At 49.5% G+C, this 19,951-nt stretch carries 19 protein-coding genes and 1 riboswitch; of the genes, 14 read left to right on the plus strand and 5 right to left on the minus strand.

Features of this window, described 5'->3' with window-relative positions:
- Positions 1 to 12 precede the first annotated feature (12 nt).
- Positions 13 to 1,116, plus strand: a complete 1,104-nt coding sequence (locus tag WDY75_RS13080; RefSeq protein ID WP_063479926.1) for a sorbosone dehydrogenase family protein — start codon at positions 13 to 15, stop codon at positions 1,114 to 1,116.
- Between the two features lie 116 nt (positions 1,117 to 1,232).
- On the opposite strand, the gene WDY75_RS13085 is transcribed toward WDY75_RS13080, so the two are convergent.
- On the minus strand, positions 1,233 to 1,880 hold the full coding sequence (locus WDY75_RS13085; RefSeq protein WP_338842177.1) for a metalloregulator ArsR/SmtB family transcription factor: 648 nt from the start codon (positions 1,878 to 1,880) through the stop codon (positions 1,233 to 1,235).
- Between the two features lie 284 nt (positions 1,881 to 2,164).
- Between WDY75_RS13085 and WDY75_RS13090 the strand changes: the two genes are divergently transcribed.
- Positions 2,165 to 2,401, plus strand: a complete 237-nt coding sequence (locus WDY75_RS13090) for an indolepyruvate ferredoxin oxidoreductase subunit alpha (RefSeq protein ID WP_006211042.1) — start codon at positions 2,165 to 2,167, stop codon at positions 2,399 to 2,401.
- Between the two features lie 558 nt (positions 2,402 to 2,959).
- Here the strand turns inward: WDY75_RS13090 and WDY75_RS13095 are convergent.
- Positions 2,960 to 3,196, minus strand: a complete 237-nt coding sequence (locus tag WDY75_RS13095) for a hypothetical protein (protein ID WP_063479925.1) — start codon at positions 3,194 to 3,196, stop codon at positions 2,960 to 2,962.
- Positions 3,197 to 3,969: 773 nt separating this feature from the next.
- Between WDY75_RS13095 and WDY75_RS13100 the strand changes: the two genes are divergently transcribed.
- The 10 genes from WDY75_RS13100 to WDY75_RS13145 all read left to right on the plus strand — a co-directional run bounded on the left by WDY75_RS13100 (position 3,970) and on the right by WDY75_RS13145 (position 15,029).
- On the plus strand, positions 3,970 to 5,130 hold the full coding sequence (locus tag WDY75_RS13100) for an ROK family transcriptional regulator (protein WP_006211040.1): 1,161 nt from the start codon (positions 3,970 to 3,972) through the stop codon (positions 5,128 to 5,130).
- Between the two features lie 28 nt (positions 5,131 to 5,158).
- Positions 5,159 to 6,163: an asparaginase gene (locus WDY75_RS13105; RefSeq protein ID WP_063479924.1), complete on the plus strand. Its 1,005-nt coding sequence runs from the start codon at positions 5,159 to 5,161 to the stop codon at positions 6,161 to 6,163.
- A 93-nt stretch (positions 6,164 to 6,256) separates the two neighbouring features.
- Positions 6,257 to 7,846 carry a glutathione ABC transporter substrate-binding protein gene (locus tag WDY75_RS13110; protein WP_036642390.1) on the plus strand — a complete coding sequence of 530 codons (1,590 nt, stop codon included), beginning with the start codon at positions 6,257 to 6,259 and terminating at the stop codon, positions 7,844 to 7,846.
- A gap of 120 nt (positions 7,847 to 7,966) precedes the next feature.
- Positions 7,967 to 8,893, plus strand: coding sequence for an ABC transporter permease subunit (locus WDY75_RS13115; RefSeq protein WP_006211036.1), 927 nt, complete (start codon positions 7,967 to 7,969; stop codon positions 8,891 to 8,893).
- Between the two features lie 12 nt (positions 8,894 to 8,905).
- Positions 8,906 to 9,811: an ABC transporter permease gene (locus WDY75_RS13120; protein ID WP_063479923.1), complete on the plus strand. Its 906-nt coding sequence runs from the start codon at positions 8,906 to 8,908 to the stop codon at positions 9,809 to 9,811.
- A 15-nt stretch (positions 9,812 to 9,826) separates the two neighbouring features.
- Positions 9,827 to 10,831, plus strand: coding sequence for an ABC transporter ATP-binding protein (locus tag WDY75_RS13125; RefSeq protein WP_063479922.1), 1,005 nt, complete (start codon positions 9,827 to 9,829; stop codon positions 10,829 to 10,831).
- A complete protein-coding gene (locus WDY75_RS13130; protein WP_006211033.1) occupies positions 10,828 to 11,817 on the plus strand; it encodes an ABC transporter ATP-binding protein in 990 nt (329 codons plus the stop codon). The genes WDY75_RS13125 and WDY75_RS13130 overlap by 4 nt, the downstream gene beginning before the upstream one ends.
- 41 nt (positions 11,818 to 11,858) lie before the next feature.
- Positions 11,859 to 13,319: a M17 family metallopeptidase gene (locus WDY75_RS13135; protein WP_063479921.1), complete on the plus strand. Its 1,461-nt coding sequence runs from the start codon at positions 11,859 to 11,861 to the stop codon at positions 13,317 to 13,319.
- 31 nt (positions 13,320 to 13,350) lie between these two features.
- Positions 13,351 to 14,037 (plus strand): copper homeostasis protein CutC, encoded by a 687-nt coding sequence (locus WDY75_RS13140; protein ID WP_036642394.1) that lies wholly within the window; start codon positions 13,351 to 13,353, stop codon positions 14,035 to 14,037.
- 38 nt (positions 14,038 to 14,075) lie between these two features.
- Positions 14,076 to 15,029: an ROK family protein gene (locus WDY75_RS13145; RefSeq protein WP_006211030.1), complete on the plus strand. Its 954-nt coding sequence runs from the start codon at positions 14,076 to 14,078 to the stop codon at positions 15,027 to 15,029.
- Between the two features lie 401 nt (positions 15,030 to 15,430).
- Here WDY75_RS13145 and WDY75_RS13150 read toward each other — a convergent pair whose 3' ends face one another.
- On the minus strand, positions 15,431 to 15,958 hold the full coding sequence (locus WDY75_RS13150; protein WP_063479920.1) for a hypothetical protein: 528 nt from the start codon (positions 15,956 to 15,958) through the stop codon (positions 15,431 to 15,433).
- Between the two features lie 263 nt (positions 15,959 to 16,221).
- Positions 16,222 to 16,355, plus strand: a riboswitch (cyclic di-AMP (ydaO/yuaA leader).
- A 3-nt stretch (positions 16,356 to 16,358) separates the two neighbouring features.
- Here WDY75_RS13150 and WDY75_RS13155 point away from each other — a divergent pair.
- Entirely contained in the window at positions 16,359 to 16,835 is a 477-nt protein-coding gene (locus WDY75_RS13155) for a C40 family peptidase (protein ID WP_006211028.1), read from the plus strand.
- 106 nt (positions 16,836 to 16,941) lie between these two features.
- On the opposite strand, the gene WDY75_RS13160 is transcribed toward WDY75_RS13155, so the two are convergent.
- On the minus strand, positions 16,942 to 18,216 hold the full coding sequence (locus WDY75_RS13160) for a stalk domain-containing protein (protein WP_063479919.1): 1,275 nt from the start codon (positions 18,214 to 18,216) through the stop codon (positions 16,942 to 16,944).
- 217 nt (positions 18,217 to 18,433) lie between these two features.
- Between WDY75_RS13160 and WDY75_RS13165 the strand changes: the two genes are divergently transcribed.
- The gene (locus tag WDY75_RS13165) at positions 18,434 to 18,820 is read left to right on the plus strand and encodes a 2Fe-2S iron-sulfur cluster-binding protein (RefSeq protein ID WP_082834415.1); all 387 of its coding nucleotides are present in this window, start codon (positions 18,434 to 18,436) and stop codon (positions 18,818 to 18,820) included.
- A gap of 273 nt (positions 18,821 to 19,093) precedes the next feature.
- Here the strand turns inward: WDY75_RS13165 and WDY75_RS13170 are convergent, their stop codons facing one another.
- Positions 19,094 to 19,951: an AraC family transcriptional regulator gene (locus tag WDY75_RS13170; RefSeq protein ID WP_006211025.1), complete on the minus strand. Its 858-nt coding sequence runs from the start codon at positions 19,949 to 19,951 to the stop codon at positions 19,094 to 19,096.

Raw genomic sequence — 19,951 nt, forward strand, 5'->3', positions numbered from 1 at the left:
GGAGGTGTAATCTTGAAACGAACAACGATTGGCATCATGTTAGCAGCGATTTTGTTGACTGTGACAGCTTGTACCAGCCCTTCATCCCCGTCAACGGAGGGAGAGCGGCAGGAACAGGAGCAGGAGGTCAGCCGGGAGGAAAAGTCCCCCGATACTCCATACCAAGTGCTTGCTGAACAATTGAAGACACCCTGGGCGATTGATTTTGACGGAGAAACGATTTATATCAGCGAACGGGGAGGGAATATCGTACAGATCCAGGACGGCGAATTCAACAGACAGACTGTACATACAGAGAAGCCGGTTGCCCAGATAGGAGAAGGCGGGTTCTTGGGCTTTGTATTAGCCCCTGATTTCAAGGAATCCAGAAGAGCCTTCGCCTATCACAGCTATGATCAGGACGGATCGATTATGAACCGGCTGGTTCTATTGGAGCAGAAGGGGAATGAATGGACAGAAGCGGAATCGTTCATTGAGAAAATCCCGGGCTCCAATGTGCATAATGGCGGAAGAATAGCGATTGGACCCGACAATCATCTCTATGTGACTACCGGTGATTCAGGAGAGGGCGAGCTTGCGCAGAACCAGGAGAATCTTGCGGGGAAAATATTGCGGCTGACGCTGGATGGCAAAATTCCCGAGAATAACCCCACAGCAGGCTCCTATGTGTTTACGTTAGGTCACCGAAATTCGCAAGGCTTGGCTTGGAATTCCGAAGGAGAATTCTACAGCTCAGAACACGGACCATCCGGTACGCCTGGTGGACACGATGAGATTAATGAGATCACCGCAGGCAGCAATTATGGCTGGCCCGAGATTCTTGGGGATGAGCAGCAAGAGGGCCTGAAGACCCCGGTGTACCATAGCGGCGATTCGGCCATTGCTCCTTCGGGCATCGCTTTTGATGAAGAGGATCAGATGTATGTTGCTACCCTGCGCGGTCAGAAGCTGTACCGGTTCCAGCCGGAGAGTACCTCACTCGATGTTGTGTTGGAGGATGAAGGCAGATTAAGAGACGTGAAAGTATATAACGGCAAAATTTATGTTATTACCAACAACACCGATGGGCGGGGTGTGCCCTCCGATAACGATGACCGGCTGCTTGTACTGGAATAATTCAGAGAATTGTACATGTCTTGTCATTTGAGAGAATAGGATAGAAGAAGCGTACCGTACCGTTCTAAAAAAGCCCCTTCCTGTATGGAAGAGGCCTTAAGTGGCAATAACAGATATTATGTTTGTCCGCTTTCGACCTGCTTTCGGATACGGTAGACGCATTTCTTGTCGCCCTTGGCGAGGCATTCGGTACGTTCCACATCGGCCTCCAGCAGCGATTGAAACAGGTCAAGCTCACAGCGGCAGGCATGCTGGAACCGGTTGGCTACCTGGGATATCGGGCAGTTCAATTCTTCGAATAAATATTCATCTTCCGTTACCTTTTTGTAATCGACCATATATCCGTTGTCATTCTGAATTTGGGCAAGCGCTATAACACGCTCTTCCAGGGCATCCGCTTTAACAGCAGGCGTATACTTGTTCAACAGTGTACCTTTTCGTTTATCAAACAGCAGCGAAATCATCTCATCACCAGCTTCGTCCTGCAGCTCGCTGAGCAGGTCAAGAGCAAGAGCGTGATAGTTCTTAGGGAAAAAATCCTCCGCAGAATCGGTAAGACTGTATAAGGAAACGGGTCTTCCCATCGGTTGCTTCACGGTTCTGTATGTGATGTAGCCCTCATTTTTCAAGCTTTCCAGATGACGCCTGACGGCCATGCCGGTAATGCCTAATGTCTCGGTAATGGATTTTGTGCTCAGTTCACCATTTATTTTTAACATTTGCATGATATACTCGCGAGTGCTGTATGCGACTTCCTGATCCACTAAAATCACCGCCTTGTTTCTCGATGAATTACTTCTATTACAACTAAAAATCGTTAAAAAGCAATATGTCTCATCTTATGACTTTACCTTCTATAAGTCAACCGGAATAGCAGTTTTATAAGCTTGATGTGACGCCGTTTATTGACAATCCACATGTTTGACCACATAATTATGATATATTTTAGTATAAAAAGTATAAAAAAACAAAGTGTCTCAAGGTCACGGAACTTTATTTGGAAATGATAGGCAATGAAAAATTATAACATGGGAAGGTGGAATCACGAATGTATGTTATTGGTTCGGCTTGTATCGAAGAGAAAGCGGGAGAATGCGTAGACGTTTGCCCTGTGGATTGTATAGAAGAAGGAGATGACCAGTTCTACATAGACACGGATATCTGTATTTCATGCGGTGCTTGCGAGGCAGCATGCCCGGTGGCCGCTATTTTCTATTTCGAGGACCTGCCGGAAGAAGAGAAGCATTACTTCGATAAAGCGGTTGAATATTATAAAAACAAGTAGGGCGCTCGGGCGCTTCGGTTTGAGGCTAGCAAGCGCTCCGGTTTGAGGCTATCCGCTCTGTTGTCCGTCCGTTTCTTGGATTGGAATAGGCAGGGGTGAAACGGACTCCCAAAGGATCGGCTATCCTCAAACCTCCGCTGTGGGGGAAGATCTACAGATCAAAAGATTAAGGGATCAAGAGGTTGAAAGATCGAATGCGAGAATAGCGTGACCAATCAATGATGTGTGCGAGGCATCACCCTAACGGACCTAGCAGGCGTTATTCTAGCGAAATCGAGCGATTGCAGGGATTAACGGACACCGTAGCTCTTATTCGTCACTGAAAAGCACCTTTGGGGGTGTTTTCGAGTAAATAAGAGCTCTCCAGTCCGTTAAAAAATCAAAAGCTGGTTTTTTAGGTAGATAGGAGTGTTCCAGTCCGTTAGCGTCCTCAGTTACTCAACCACCCAGGAACCACCCATTCAACCACGCTGCAGCCATCCACCCACGCGGACAACCATCGACGTAAGGGGGTAGCCAGCAAACTCCTCGGGCAGCATCCATCAAATCACGCAGAAGTCATCGTACCGCACGGCGCCACCAACCCTCGCGCACAGCCACCGAGCTGTATAGCCATCTACGGAACCCCATGGCCAGCCACCAAACCGCACGCACAGCCACCGAGTCGTACAGCCATCTACCGAACCCCATGGCCAGCCGCCAAACCTCACGGGCAGCCACCGAGCCGTATAGCCATCTACCGAATCCCATGACCAGCCACCAAACCGCACGCACAGCATCGAACGACCCGGGCAACCATTCGCCCCCGCGCCGATCACGCGCTGCGGGGCGATGGTCAACTCGCTCCATGGGGACCGGGCTGATTTCTAGCGAGCGGGAACAAAAATCAAAGAATCAATGACAATCACAAATCATCAATTTTAAAGCCATTCGGGAAATAAAATGTACCCCATAAGACAGACACTTTAAAAAAGGTCATCTTATAGGGTGCATTTTAAAATTAGAGAAACCTCTCTAATTTATTGCTCGGGTGGTTTATTTCGCTTGGATGAAGTGTTCGACGTAGGCATGCCTCGAATCAACATCGTTATTACTTTAAACCCCTGTAAAACCACCTATTGAGGCGCTTAGAATGGGAAAATTTCCTGATGCGAGGTTCGGGGCATGCTTGGATGGATGTCGACCAAACAAGGCTGGCAAACATACAATAATTCGTTTCGCGGTTGGCTTTATTATGGAAGTCAAACCGCGGTGTTATCTACATTTCAGGAGATTTCGTGTCATATTAATGTCATGTTGTGCGCGTGAGAGGGGCAACTGTGTCTATGCAAGGGATTGTATCACTTTCGCAAAAAAATGAAATGCTTACATTTCCAAAATAAAAAAATAATAATTTAAATGTGTCATATATATTGACACTTTTACAAAAGACGTTTTATTATTAATATCACTGGAGAATAAAAATAATAAAATTGATAAAAATCACTGTTTTTTGATGATGACAGGTCGTTTTAAATGGAAAAATGATCTAATTAATCTACTGGTGAAATTAAATAGGGGATGTCTTCATGAAAAAGCATGATCAAGACTTTATGAAGCGGCAGAACAGACTCACGGTATTCCAAATCATCAAGAATGAACAGCCGATTTCAAGAGCAGCTATTGCCAAACAAACCGGAATGAGCCCGACAACCGTCAGCCGCATAGTGTCAGAGCTGACAGAAGAGGGATACGTTCATGAGACGGAAGAACAAGCTTCGGCCGGACGAGGAAGAAAGTCTTCCTTAATAAGGCTGCTGGATACTGCCGTGATCTCGATCGGCGTCGAGCTGGATCGTCACCAGGCCAACATCGGATTCATCGATGTACAGGGGAATGTGCTGTGCAGCGGCAATTTTCCCAGATCTTCGGGCGATACGCCAGAAGCAACGGTGGCTCGGATCGCAGACATTATTGAAGAGCTGATTCTTGAATGCGATATCGATCGCAGACGGATTGTGGGAATCGGCGTTGGGCTGCCAGGCATCATCGATGTTGAAGCAGGCATTGTCAATTTTTCCGTTCAGCTGGGTTGGAAGAATGTGCAGCTTGCCGAGAGACTGAAGGAATTAACGGGGCTTCAAGCTGTCGTAGACAATGAGCTGAAAGTGAAAGCATTGGCGGAACAATTAAAAGGCTCAGCGTATGGCTCCAACCGTACGGTTCTGCTGGGATTTGGTAATGGTGTAGGCTCGGCACTGATCCTGGAAGGGGAAATTTACCGGGGGGTGACCAACAGTGCGGGGGAAATCGGACATACCACGGTGGATCCTGAAGGCATGATGTGTGACTGCGGCAAGGCCGGCTGTCTTCAAACCTATATCAACATACCGTCCTTGCTATCAGAAGCCAGCAAAATAAAACCGGTTCGTACTATAGAAGAGTTATTCGCGGAGAGACGTGCAGGAACAAGATGGGCGTGTTACTTAATCGATCGAGCCCTTGCTTATATGGCCATTACAATCAACAACGTGGTTAGCATGTACAATCCTGACAGCGTCATCTTGAGCGGTGAAATTCTGGACAAGTTTCCCGAAGTGTATGAGGAGATTACCAATCTCTGTTATACGCAGTATATCTGGGAACCGCTTCAGGATTCCTTCACCATCGTCCGCTCCAAGCTGCATGAGCATGGCGTCATCATTGGCTCGGGACTTGTGGCACAGGATCGTTATTTTCAATTGAATTAATTCATCTAAAGATCGGGGGAGCATGATTATGGGTTTTGTGCCATTGGTAGAGGAATATCGCGGAAATGTACTGGAGAATGTCCATTACGGAGCGATCAGCGTTGTAGACGAGAACGGAGGGGTCATTTATGCAGCAGGTGATCCGCATCACATGACATTCCTGAGGTCGGCGGCTAAACCATTTCAGGCGATACCGGTTATGAAGCGCCGAATTGCCGAAGTCTACGGACTTACGGGGGAAGAGACGGCACTGTTTGCCGCTTCCCACCGGGGCGAACGCTTTCATATCGATGCCCTGGAATCCATTCTGAAAAAAACAGAGATTCAGGAGGAGGCCCTCCACTGCTGTGCAACCTATCCATTGAATGAGGATGCAAAGGCAGAGAGGCACCGCAACCATGAGGAGAAGCGCCGGATATTCCATAACTGCTCAGGCAAGCACAGCGGTTTGATTGCCCTGAGCAAGCATATGGGCTGGGACGAGAGCACGTATTACAAGCCGGAGCATCCGGTTCAGCAGGAAATCCTTGAAACCCTGGCTTACTTTGCTGAAGTTCCGGTTTCCTCGATTCCGCAAGGCATCGACGGCTGTGGGCTTCCCATCTTCGCACTTCCTCTGGATCGCATCGGGTACTCGTTCCTTAAGCTGGCTTGTCCGGATTTGATCCACGATGCGGAGACAGCAGATGCAGCTGCAAGAATGGCGCAGCTGATGAACGAGTATCCGGATATCATCGCAGATACGAGATTTGTGTGCTCGGCTCTGCTCCGGGATCCCAATCTGGCTGCCAAGGGCGGCGCCAAAGGCGTATACGGCATCGGGCTTCGGAAGGAGCGCTTGGCCATCTCGCTTAAAGTATCCGATGGCTCCGAACAAGTATGGCCTTGTATCATTGCCTCCATCCTGGAGCGTCTTGGTTATGACAATCAAGCTACGATTGATCGATTGTATGATCTTGTGCCGAATGCGATCTTTAACGATGGCGGTACGCTTGTTGGCGAGCGGCGGGCCGTGTATGACTGGAATGATTAAGCTGTGAGGAACTCAAGGCTTAAGGAAGAGATGTTATTTTCTTAAGCGGCGAGTGAATCTATAGATATTATTACATCAAAGGGGGAGTAAACAATGAGATTCAAAGGTAGAACATGGTCACTGCTTATGCTGCTGCTCGCATTCACGATTGTTGCGGCAGGCTGCGGCGGAAATAGCGGAGGCGGTGAAGGTGCAAGTGAAGGCGGCGGCGAAACCAAGCCGGTGACAAAAGATAATAAAGACGTGGTCATTGCCATCAACGCCAACTTCATTACGCTTGACCCGCACAATGCTGGAGACACGCACTCGATTTCCGGTGCACGCACGATGTATGAAGGCCTGATGGGTTTCAATGAGAAAATGGAACTCGTGCCTATGCTGGCTGAAGACCACACAGTCAGTGAAGATGGTTTGACGTATACGTTCAACCTGCGTAAGAACGTGAAGTTCCATGATGGAACAGATTTCAATGCTGAAGCGGTAAAAGTCAATCTGGAGCGCATTATGAATGAAGAGAACAACCTTCGTATGCGCAAAAGCTTCTCGAAAGTGGCAGATGTTCAAACACCGGATGAACATACCGTTGTCATTACTCTCAGCGAGCCCTACAACGCGTTCTTGAACAAGACGGCCATGGCGCTGATCATCAGTCCGAAAGCGCTTGAAGACGGTATTGATATCACGAAGAACCCCGTGGGTACCGGAGCATACAAATTCAAAGAATGGGTCCAAGGTGATCGTCTCGTTGTGCTGAAGAACGAAGACTACTGGCAGGAGGGTCTGCCAAAAGTCGACAGCATCACGTTCAAGCCTGTACCTGAGAATGGTTCCCGTATTGCCATGCTGAAGACCGGAGAAGCGGACTTCATCTACCCGATGCCGACAGAGCAGGTATCTGAGGTCGAAGGCGATCAGAACATCGTTGTTGACAAGATCGATTCCACCATCGTGCGTTACATCACACTGAACACGATGAAGAAACCTTACGACGATCTGAAAGTCCGTCAAGCGATCAACTATGCAATCGATAAAGAAGCATACATTAAGGTTGTCAAATCCGGTCTTGGCTCCAAGCTGACTTCTTCCATGTCCTCAATGACACAGTATTATTCAGAGCAATCCGGTTATGACTACGATCCGGAGAAAGCCAAAGCACTCCTTGCGGAAGCTGGCTATCCGGAAGGATTCGAAGCAGAAATCTGGGGAGAGAACGACTCCGAAACGATGAAGGGTATGCAGTTCATTCAACAGCAGCTTGCTCTAGTCGGAATCAAAGTCGAAGTGAAATCGATGGAGGGTGCTACGCTGTCCGATCAAATCAACTCGGCAACGCCGGAAGATGCGAAGATTCAAATGTGGTATGTAAGCTGGTCACCATCTTCAGGCGATGCGGATGGAGCTACTAAAGGTCTGTTCAGCAGTGAATTCTTCCCGCCAGCTGGCTCTAATACAGCATATTACAAGAATGATAACGTAGATAAGTGGATCATGGATGCCAATAAGTCTGTAGATCCAGAGGCTGCAAAAAGCATTTATGCCGACATCCAGAAGCAAATCTGGGAAGATGCGCCATGGGCGTTCCTCGGTGTAGATCAGGTCATTACGGGTAAAAGAGCTTATCTTGAAGGCGTGAAGGCATTCCCTGATGGTTCCATCAATGTGCTGAATGCCGAAATAAAGTAATCAGACAGCGAAGAGCTTACTGAACGTATACCTTGTGGTGGGCCGCTTCTTAAGATTATTAAGGATGCGGCCCATCTTATTTTAAAAAGAGCTCAAATGTTGCGGAAGGAGGCTCATCCCTTGGGAAGATATGCAATTCAGAGGCTGCTGGGGGTTATCCCGCTGCTGTTCATTGTATCGATACTCGTATTTATGTTCATTCATCTTATTCCTGGAGATCCGGCGAGACTTGTTGCGGGTAAGGATGCCACCCTTGAGGAGATCAACGGTATTCGTGAGCAGCTGGGATTGAATTTGCCGTTATGGCAGCAATATGTTAATTACATGGGTGATCTGTTGAAGGGTGACTTGGGTGAATCCGTACGTTCCGGAATACCGGTTATGGAGATGCTGGAAAGCCGTTTTCTCCCAACCATTATCCTGACTTTTACCAGTCTTGGCTGGGCACTTATTATTGGACTGCTTATCGGGATTGTAACCGCTGTTAATCGAGGCAAATGGCCGGATTATATCGGTATGCTGGCCGCGATATCCGGTATTTCGCTGCCTGGATTCTGGCTTGGGCTTGTCCTTATACAAGTTTTCTCCGTTCAGTTGGGATGGTTCCCGACAGGGGGCATTGATACATGGCAATCTTATATTCTGCCTTCCTTCACGCTTGGAGCCGGCATTATGTCCATGCTGGCGAGATACTCCCGCTCCTCCATGCTGGAGACGATGCGTGAGGATTATGTCCGAACCGGACGCGCCAAAGGCTTGCGCGAGTTTACCGTTGTCGGAAGACATGCGCTGCGAAATTCCCTGATTCAAGTAGTGACCGTTGCCGGACTGCAGTTCGGGTTCCTGCTTGGCGGCTCGGTTATGGTTGAGACGGTATTCAGCATACCGGGCATGGGTCGTTTGTTGGTAGATTCCATCGCATTTCGTGATTATACCGTGATCCAGGCCTTGCTGTTAATGTTTGCAGCTGAATTTATTTTAATCAACCTGATCGTCGATCTGCTTTATGGCGTACTGAATCCGAAAATCCGGTATGCATCGAAATAGGAGGGGGAACCAATGAGCGACAACTCGACAGCGACTGTCATTTCTGTACCAGAGGAGACGTTTGTGAACAGGCCGGCAACAGGCAAATTCAAAGCGTTTATGTCTAAGTTTATGAAGCAAAAGCTTGCCGTTATATCCAGTGCGTTTATCCTGCTGTTATTCATAGTAGCAATAATCGGTCCGCATATTGTACCTTATCCTCCAAATGAACCGAATTACGACGCCCTGATGGAAGGACCATCGGCAGCGCATTGGGCAGGTACCGACGAGTATGGCCGGGATATTCTCAGCCGCTTGATCGATGGAACAAGGCTCACGATGGCTGTCAGCTTAAGCGCGGTATTCATTTCCGCAATAGCGGGTACCATTCTCGGACTAATCAGCGGTTATTATGGCGGCTGGATCGATCGTCTGATCATGCGGGGCAGCGATGTTATGTTCTCCTTCCCCGATCTGCTGCTTGCCATCGGTATCGTGGCGATTTTGGGGCCGGGCTTATCCAACGTGGTTATAGCAGTAGCCGTATTCGGGACGCCGTCGTTCGCAAGGATCATCCGAAGCGTAACCTTGTCTGCCAAAGAATCGCTGTATGTCGAAGCAGCCCAATCGATGGGCGCCAAGAATAATCGGATTATCTGGAAGCACATTTTTCCTGAAACCGTACCAAGCATCATTGTTAACGTCTCGATGAAAATCGGTGGCGCCATTCTGGCAGCGGCATCCTTGAGCTTTCTTGGACTTGGGGCGAAGCCGACTGAACCGGACTGGGGTGCGATGCTAAGCATGGGGCGTGATTACCTCAGCATTGCTCCGCATATCGTGTATTTTCCAGGTTTCGTCATCTTTTTGACGGTGCTTGCTTTTAACCTGATTGGGGATGGCCTCAATGACGCGCTGGATCCGAAGACAAAAAATTAAAAGGGGGGATAAATCGTGGCGCAAACATTGCTTGAAGTGAAAGGTCTCAAAACCGAGTTCAAACGCGAGGGCTCATCGGTGCTCGCTGTGGCGGGAGTGGATTTTCATATTAATAAAGGCGAAGTGCTCGGGCTCGTAGGTGAATCCGGTTGCGGTAAAAGCGTGACCTCCCTGTCCATCATGAGACTTCTTAAAGATACACCCGGCAGAATCTCCGGGGGCTCCGTGAGCTTTGAAGGCAAGGATCTGGTGCAGCTGTCGGAAAAAGAAATGCGTCGTTACCGCGGTAACGAGCTGGCAATGATCTTCCAGGAGCCGATGACCTCACTCAATCCCGTGCTGCGCATCGGCAAGCAGCTGGAAGAGTCGATTATGCTTCATCTGGGCTACGGCCGTAAGAAGGCGCGTAATCATGCGATTCAGTCTCTTAAACTGGTTGGGATTCCGAGAGCCGATGAAGTCGTGGATGACTATCCGCACCAATTGTCTGGCGGCATGCGGCAGCGCGTCATGATTGCAATGGCCATGTCCTGTAATCCGAAGCTGCTCATAGCTGACGAACCAACGACAGCGCTCGATGTAACGATTCAGGCTCAAATCCTGGATCTGATGAACCGGCTGAAGAGAGAGCAAGAAATGGGAATGCTGCTCATCACACATGACCTTGGCGTCGTCGCGGAAATGTGCGATCGTGTGGTTGTCATGTATGCCGGCCGGGTGGTGGAAGAAGCAACAGTGGAGGAGCTGTTTGAGAATCCGCAGCATCCATATACCAAAGGGCTCATTCATTCCGTGCCGAAGCTGAGACAGAAGGTTCGCCGCTTGGAATCGATACCCGGGAACGTACCGGATTTGATGAATATGCCTCAAGGCTGCAAGTTTGCACCGCGCTGCCCATTCGTGATGGAGCGTTGTTTGTCACAGGAACCTGAGCTGCTGCCCGTTGCCAATGAACCGCATCGTCAAAGTCGCTGCTGGCTGACGCAGGAAGGGCATCCGGAAGGAGGGGAAACCGCATGAAAGAAACACCTTTGTTAGAAGTCAGGAACCTGCAGAAATCATTCACCGTGAAAAAAGGATTCTTCGGTAACGCCAAGCAGCTGCGCGCCGTGGACGGAATATCCTTCGCCATTCAGAAGGGCGAAACCTTCAGTCTTGTTGGGGAGAGCGGATGCGGCAAGTCAACGACAGGCCGGCTGGTCACACGGTTGCTGACACCAAACGCAGGCGAAGTGATTTTTAACGGACAAGACATCAGCGGTTATAACGATAATCAGATGCGTCCGCTTCGTAAAGATATGCAGATGGTCTTCCAGGATCCTTACGCTTCCCTCAATCCCCGGATGAAGGTGAAAGAGCTGGTGGCAGAGCCGTTGCTGATCCATACCAAGATGAGCACGAAAGAGCGGGATAAATTGGCTTGCGAGCTGCTGGAAACGGTGGGTTTGAACAGCTTCCATGCCGAACGCTTTGCCCATGAGTTCAGCGGGGGCCAGCGTCAGCGGATTGGCATTGCCAGAGCACTGTCCGTTCGTCCGAATCTGATCGTAGCAGATGAGCCTGTTTCGGCACTGGATGTATCCATCCAGTCGCAGGTGCTGAACCTGCTGCAGGATCTTCAAGAGGAGTATGGGCTAACTTACCTGTTCATCTCGCATGATCTGAGTGTTGTCGAGCATATCAGCGACCGGATCGGTGTGATGTATTTAGGGACTTTGGTGGAAACGGCGGATAAAGATACGCTGTACGATCGTCCGCTGCATCCGTATACCCAGGCGCTGTTGTCCTCGGTTCCGGTTCCGGATCCGAAGCAGAAGAAGGAACGGATTATTCTGAAAGGCGATTTGCCAAGTCCCGTGAATCCGCCAACAGGCTGCCGATTCCACACGCGCTGCCCTTCCTGCATGGAAGTGTGCAAGCAGGTAACGCCCGTATACCGTGAGGTTGAACCAGGGCATCAGGTGGCTTGTCATTTATATGATGAAGAGATCATGAAGCATGTGTAAGCAGCTTTGATATGGATGTTCGGTTGAGGAGGAGGACTCAGATGCAAATCACAATAGACGATATGCAATCGGTAGATACTTCGATTTATGCGGTTTATGAAGGGGAGGGGCCCCCTTTCCGGGTAACGGAATCCCAGAAGCAAAAATATACACTGACCTGGTTCTATGGCCGTTCTCATCATGAGACAGACGATCTCGTAGCCGGAATGGGTCCGCGCTCTGGCCTGACATTGGAGCAAGTGCGCAGAACGGGAGCATCCGCAGCGAGAGCACTGCTTAAGGAGAAAAAAGCAAGTGCGGTGCTGGTGCGCGCCTCATTCCGCGAGGGAGGGGCTTCTGCAGCAATATCGGTGAAGGAGGAGCTTCAAGCATGGATGGAAGGCTGGATGTACGGATTATATCAATTCAATAAACATCGAGGCGTTACAGCCAATCATCAAGACCTCTCCTTGAATCTCCGAGTGAAAGATTGGCAGGGGCTTACCCGTGAAGATATGGAATCCATCCTGAGGGAGGCTTCCATCCGCATAAACGGAACCCGACTCACGCGAGATTTGGTTAACGAATCACCGGAAACGTTAAATCCGGAAGCGTTCGTTGCGGTGGTCGAGGAACGCTTCAAGAAGGCACCGGTTAAGCTTCACGTGTATCGCGGACAAGAGCTTCATGATCGGCAGATGAACGGGCTTATTGCCGTAGGCGCTGGCAGCCAATACGCCCCTGCCATGGTTGAATTATCCTACAACGGAGCTTCTTCATCGGAGAAGAGTCCTCATATCGTGCTCATCGGCAAAGGCGTAACCTTTGATATGGGCGGTATGAACGTCAAGATTGGCCGAGATATCAGCGATGCCCGCATGGACATGGGCGGTGCTGCTGCCGTCGTTGGTGCAATGGATATTCTGGTATCTCGCCAAGCACCGGTGCGAGTCACGGCACTGATCGCCGTGGCTGATAATTTAGCTGGACCGGATGCCATGCTTCCTTCTTCCGTTATCCATTATCCGAACGGGCTGAGTGTTCAGGTAGCCAATACGGATGGGGAAGGGAGATTGATTATTGCGGATGCTCTGCTGCATGCAGCGAATCTCGGTGCCGATAAGGTCATTGATATCGCTACCCTCACAGGCAATGTCGGCGCAGCGCTTGGCCTGGAGATTGCTGGAATCTGGGGAGACCGCGATATTACAGCTGATTTGGTTGATATCGGGGAACGCAACGGGGAGCGTTTGTGGCCCATGCCGCTGATGGATGAGTATGCCTCGGAGCTGAGAAGCGATTATGCGGATTTGAAAAATGTCGGTACGTCTACGCTGGCTGGAGCCATAACGGCTGCGCTGTTCATCCGCCATTTTGTAGCCGAGTCCATGAAATGGGTGCACATCGATATGGCAGGCACCGTCCAGTATAAACGGGAGTTTCCCTATTCCGCTGCGGGAGCCACTGGCTATGGCGCCAGATTGTTGGCAGATTATGTGGAGAAGCAGTTTCTCAAGACATAGAGAACAGAACTTCAGATGAGGAGTGACGATGATGCTTCTAGAAATTATCGCAACTTGCGTGGATGATGCCATCACCGCAGAGCAGAATGGTGCGGACCGTCTGGAATTAATTACGGCCATAACCGAGGGCGGACTTACGCCTGGAATCGGTCTCGTTGAAGAGGTTGTGAAGGCTGTTCAAATTCCTGTCCATGTGATGGTAAGACCACACAGTCGGTCCTTTGTGTACAGCACACACGATATAGCAACCATGACGGCGGAGGTCAAGGCGATCCGCAAGGCCGGGGCAGCCGGCGTAGTGCTGGGCATGTTGACCCCGGATGGGAAGATTGACGAGGTTTCCTTGGCCAACATGCTGGAATGGACGGGCAGCATGCAAGTCACCTTCCACCGTGCTTTTGATGAGCTGGAGGACCAGTTCGAAGGTCTGCGTACGCTGCTGAAATACCCGTCCGTTACCCGTGTACTGACATCGGGAGGGCCCCAGCCAGCGCCACAAGCAATTCCGAGAATTCGGGAGCTTGTGGAACAAACCAAAGGCAGCGAGCTTAAGATATTGGCCGGCAATGGCCTGAAATGGGAAATTATTCGTGAATTTATCGATCAGACCGGTGTGAGCGAGGTGCATTTCGGCTCGGCGGTTCGATATGGTCGGTCAGGGCTGAAGCCCATTGATCCGATTGAATTGAGATCGCTGGCAGACAGCATACATCAATAGAAGTAGTAGCAAACCTATCGGAAACAGGTGAACAAAAATTGCAAACCGAATGGAATAAACAGCAAGAATTTGTGGTTGGCGTTGACCTTGGGGGTACAAAGATCGCGGCAGCGCTCTTTGATTCCGAAGGACAGCTGCTGAACCGGGAGCAGATGGAAACCGCCGGCGCACAGACGGCGGAGGAGGTGGTCGGCAGAATTACGGCCATGATCCGCAGTGTGTCGGGCGGCCATCCGCTTCGAGGGGTAGGGATGGCCTCACCAGGCACAGTGAATAGCCGAGAGGGGATTGTCATTCATGGAACGAATTTGCCGGAATGGACTAATGTCCCCCTCAAAGCCTGGATGGAGCGTGAGCTGCATACGGAAGTTCAGGTGCTGAACGACGCCAATGCAGCCGCGTGGGGGGAATATGTAAGAGGAGCCGGCAGAGGTTCAACTAACATGGTGTATGTGACGCTGAGTACAGGCATTGGTTCAGGAATCGTGCTGGACGGCAAGCTGTTTCTGGGCAGTAATTCTTTTGCAGGCGAACTCGGGCATCATATCATCGATCCGAGCGGTCCCAGATGCAATTGCGGAAGTCATGGCTGCTGGGAGGTATTTGCCTCGGGGACAGCGATCGGCCATGCAGCGTCCCAGCGGATGCTCGATCAGCCGAGCGTGATCAGAGAGCTGGCTGCAGCAGATGGGGGAGTGAATGCAAAGCACGTATTTGAAGCTAAGCGTCTTCAGGACCCTGTAGCGGTGGAGGTCATCGACCGTGCTATTTATTACATGGCACTAGGTCTGGTTAATGTCATTCACAGCTTCAACCCGGACCGCATCGTAATTGGCGGAGGTGTCAGCAGAGCAGGAGAGCTGCTGTTCCCGCAGCTGCGGGAAATGACAGATAAACTGGTCATGCCGTCCTATTTAGGCACGTACGAGATCGTTCCGGCCGGTCTGCGGGATGATGTGGGTCTGGTTGGTGCCGCAGCCTTGTTCCGGTGATGACAAATGCAATGCTTGGGTAGTGGATAGAGCAGTGGATGGAATAAAGCTTAGATAGAGATCATTTGGCAGGGAAATAGAATTGGAATTAGACGGGTCTTATAGCCAGTAGTTATAAAAAAGCCGCCCATAGAAGGGCGGCTTTCATTATGTATCAGGGAAGCGGGAAACGGGGCGATCATTTTTTTGCTATTGGGGAGTCCGTCACATGTAATGAGTGATAAGTGTGAACCGTAAACCGTCATCCGTTTGTGCATAGGATTCGACTTTTTGGTTTTCTTATGGTTTGTTTGTATCCGACAAACAAGCGGTTGCCCGCACTTTCCCGCCCGCCGGCGGTAACCGCCGGCTCCAAACCCGCACGTGAGGAATACCTGTAGGCTTGGAGCCGGCGGCTGCCGTTACCCCATATACTTCGATGCGTCAAACGATATTATTGCGTTATGATTGGCATGTTCTATCAGTGACGAGAGTTTGGTTACCTCGCGTTCCTTCTTGCGCGCAGCCGCCTGATAAGCTTCAGGATCATACAGAGCGACGTTGAACAGCGTCGTGGCGTTGTCTCCGCTTCCCCGGCTGCTTTGACGCTCAAGCTTCTTGCGAGAGCCGAGGTGTGCAAGCTGTCCGATATCACCGCGAATGTGTTTCGCCAGCTCGATTGCTTCCATGATCGTTATGTCGGAACCATTCCAGGAGATCGTCTGCGTTGTGTTGGAGAGGGCCATCAGCAAATCCAGTTTTCTGAAATCCGCCGCCGCCGATTCAATCTCTTCCGTAATGACATCTACACTCCGCGCGGGATACTCAGCCGTTTCTCCTTTTTCAATGATCGTACTGCTGTTATTCAGACGCTCCGACGCCAGCTGGCTCATAAGACGATGAATTGCTGCCCGTACGGCTAAAGCTTCAGCCATTGTGATTTGACTCATTCGTAATGGATCACCTCTATGATTTCTTTTCTGATATAGTTAAACGCAGGATCCTGTAAAAAGTTGCTAAACGTTTTAAGAAAATGGAGTAAGAGGAATACGCTAGAGTTACATAATTGTCATGACTATGTGAGATTGTTAACAGAAATCAGGCTGCGAAATTCGATTATTCCGACAGCGGGTAACATAAAACGATAGATTCTTAGGATATTATTGACAGCATCCTTGCTTGTATACTATATTAAGAGAAGTTACAAAATGTTAATGAATTTTTGCCGAATTTCGTTTGTGAAAACGGGGGAACCGTCTTGGGTGAATTATTCTTGTACTAAAGAGAGTATAGGGAACCTTCAACCGAACCCTTAGCTAACTCCGTAGGCATCGAAGGAGAGAACATATTTTGAAGAAATTTGTCATCACATTGCTTGGGTCTGCAATTATTTTTTCTTCAGGTGCCGTAACAGCATTTGCTGATCAACAACCGAACTTTCAGCATCAAGTGAAACAATTGGTAGGAACTCCATATAAATGGGGCGGAACGACCACCAGTGGATTTGATTGCTCCGGATTTATACTGTACATGTTTAGAAATTTTGATATAGATCTTCCACGCACATCCCAAAGCCAGGCTAAAGCCGGGGTTTATGTGGATCGCGAAGACCTGCGGGTTGGAGATCTGGTGTTCTTCAATACAAGCGGCAGCGGAATTTCGCATGCAGGAGTTTACATTGGCGAAGGTCAATTTGCGCATGCTTCCAGCAGCAAGGGTGTAAGAATCAGCAAGCTTAGCGATTCTTATTATGAGCCGCGTTATGTAACGGCGCGTCGTGTACTGAGTCAAGAAAACTATGCGAAACTGGTAGGCAGTCCAAGCTAATTGAGAAACGCAGTTTTTCGGGAAGTATAATACATATTAAGAAAGCCTGACAAAGATCCATCTTTGTCAGGCTTTCTTTTATTGAGGGATGCTAGACCTGATCACTTTATTCCTTTACAACAGAAGCATTCACAGCGCCTTCCATCTGATTATTATAAGTCCGGAATAGTCCCAGACGCCAGAAGGCGGCTCCCTTTAGATCATAGCGCTTGGCGAGACCCAGCTTATCATCTACGGAAGACGGAGTTTCACTGCTTAAGCTGATGCCGAGCAGGAGCTTTTGTTTAGGAACACCCGCTTGGAGTGCAAGCTGAATCGCCTGATCTACAAGACTGTTAGGCTCGGGTACCTGCGATTTGGTGCCGACCGGGTTATACTGATAAGCCATAATGATGAGATCATCTGCTATGGAGGCAAGAGTCTTGTAATCATAGCCTTTATAGGCACTGTTCAATGGCGGCACGGCCAATGACAGGGAGATGTCCTTCGGTAAAGAAGCCTTCAGCTGTTTGACATAATCGTTAAGCAGCTTCTGCTGCTGCCCTGCATCCAATTTAAAGCCGAGCCCTTCAAAATCGAGAACAACTCCGCCGAAGCCGTTGTCCGTAACGGCTGTCGTTATGCCCTCAATCGATTTCTGCCGAAGGGTGCTGTCACTCAGAACCTTGGTCAGTTCACCATTACCATCCAAAGCATAAACCATAAGATGCGGTTTAATGTTCTGATCCGCTGCATCCGCCACAATGGATTGTGGCGTTACATCACCGGCAGATGCAGGCAAGCGGTACTCTTTACCCTCAAGCGTAAATTGACCTTCGCGGTCGATGCGGCTCCACCCGAAAGCGACTGAGTTCATGGAAGGTATTATATCGCGTTCCTGATAGGATTCTAGAGCATAGAAGGCTCTCAAATGCATCTCCCGCTGCGGAGATGTCAGGGAAACCGTACGCGTAGCCTGGTTCCAGCCCACGTCGACACCGAATTGGCTGCTGAACGAGCTGAGCGGAATCAGCACGCGCCCTTCCCGCTGTACTGGTGGTGCCGCGAGCGTAACTTTTTTCCCGTTCACGGTTGCAGTTTTACTGCCCACCTGCAGCAATACCTCCGTTGCTTGCCCCTTCAGGCTGCCGATCGCTTTCACCGTTTGCGTCTTGCTGTTCCAGGTGATCTCAATTCCGAGCGCTTCGCCAACGGTCCGGAATGGAACATAAGTGACACCGTTGTCTATCCTCGGAGCAGCATCAAATTTCAGTGGAACATCATCCAGCATGACCGCAATAACCGGTGCTGCGGCGGCATTACTGATATTCGTGGCAGTACCCAGCAAGGATAGGGCCAGAACGGTGGCGGCCGCTGTTTTTCCTACATGTTTATGTAACATACTCCGTATTCCTCCAACTCATCATATAATAGTAGATTGGCCTTGCATGGAATGGTAATCTAGCATATGCAATTATAGCAAAATTTTCATAGAGTTCCAATTACATGATGTCATAGAATAGATAAGAGCAGGCATGTTGATTTTTTAAACTTTCAAGTATAATAAATACAGGAATTCATACATAACCTGATGATTACATGCATAGGGGGACAACGGCGTGTTTAAATTCTGGAAGAATAAAAAGGGTAATGAACGCGGAGATACATCGTTGAGTACGGAAGGAGAACCGATTGAGGCTGTACCGGATCTGATTATCGAGCTTACGGGACGAGAGATTCAGCGTAATGTGGCGCCTGTTCTTGGTATGACCGTGCTGGATCTTGCGGAGCGGAATGACGTGGATTGGAACTCCTTTTGCAAAAGAGGGACTTGCGCGCGCTGCCGCTGCATGGTGGCGGAGGGTATTCAATATTTGTCCGAGCCGAACCTTGCGGAAGAGGGGCGCCTTGATCCGGAAGAGATTGAGGAAGGCTACCGTTTGGGATGTCAGAGCCGTATCGAAGCGGTGGGTCCCATCAAAATCAGGCATGCTCCGTACTTTTGAACGATATTATCTGGCGACTATTTTTTGAGTTGCAGATTAGAATAGCTATTCAATACACTGAGCGAAATTTTCAAAGGCTTATTCCAACTTGAACGATAAGGAGGGCAGGCCTTTTTTGCATGCTTTTTTAATCGTGAAAAAATGAAGGGGGTATATCACGCAAGGGAAATCCATAACGTTACCAGAAAAATGCAAAGAACCTAGTCTAGTTGAGCACCGGACTAAGGTTCTTTAAAGACGGCTTCATATAAATAGTCTGCGCATGTAAATCCTTTATTCCAAGGCCAGCTTGTTCTGTTCCCGGAAGGAACTTGGCGTTTGACCGGTAATTTTCTTGAATAACATCGAGAAGTATTTATCGTTGCCATAGCCTACTTGTGAGGCCACCTCATGCACTGGCATTTCCGAATCGGCAAGCAGGCGCTTGGCTTCCTCAATCCGGCGGGATATCAAGTAATTGAAGGGAGAATCGCCAAGCTCTTTTTTGAACAGATGGGATAAATAATGCTGGCTGACGTACATCGTATCCGCGATGTCCTTCAGACTGATGCTTTGGGTATAGTTGGCGTCGATGAACTGTTTGGTCCGGAGCGCGATTTCATTCTTGCCCTTCAGGGATTGAAATTGATGCTTTACATCCACGATGCGATAGATCACGGTGATCAATGACATGAGCAGGTTCGTGCTCAGCGTTTCGTAACCCAGCACCTGCGAATCACATTCGCGGATGATTTCCGAAAGATAACTTTCGACTTTATAGGCGTATTTCTCACAGGAAATAACCGGCTCGACATACGCCGGCAGCAGCATTCCTTGCGGAACGCCCTCAATGTGGAGCGAATCCACGCCGCAATAGATTACTTTAAAAGGCCCGTCCGTAATGGAGCGTTCCTCATGGGGGACACCGGGGTTGTAAATCGCAACATCGCCTTTGCGGAGTTCATATACTTTTCCTGCGATGGTGAATTCCCCGCGTCCTTCAACCACATAGAGGATCTCACAGAAATCGTGAATTTGCGGTGGCCCGTAGAAAAAATCCTCGTCCACCACTTGCCCGGCAAACAGCAGCTGCGGATTTTTGATGAAGCGGAATTGATCGCTTTTGCTATGCGAGATTTCGATCTTTGGCAC

The organism is Paenibacillus glucanolyticus (assembly GCF_037333485.1).
In the GTDB taxonomy this organism is placed as follows: domain Bacteria; phylum Bacillota; class Bacilli; order Paenibacillales; family Paenibacillaceae; genus Paenibacillus_AQ; species Paenibacillus_AQ glucanolyticus.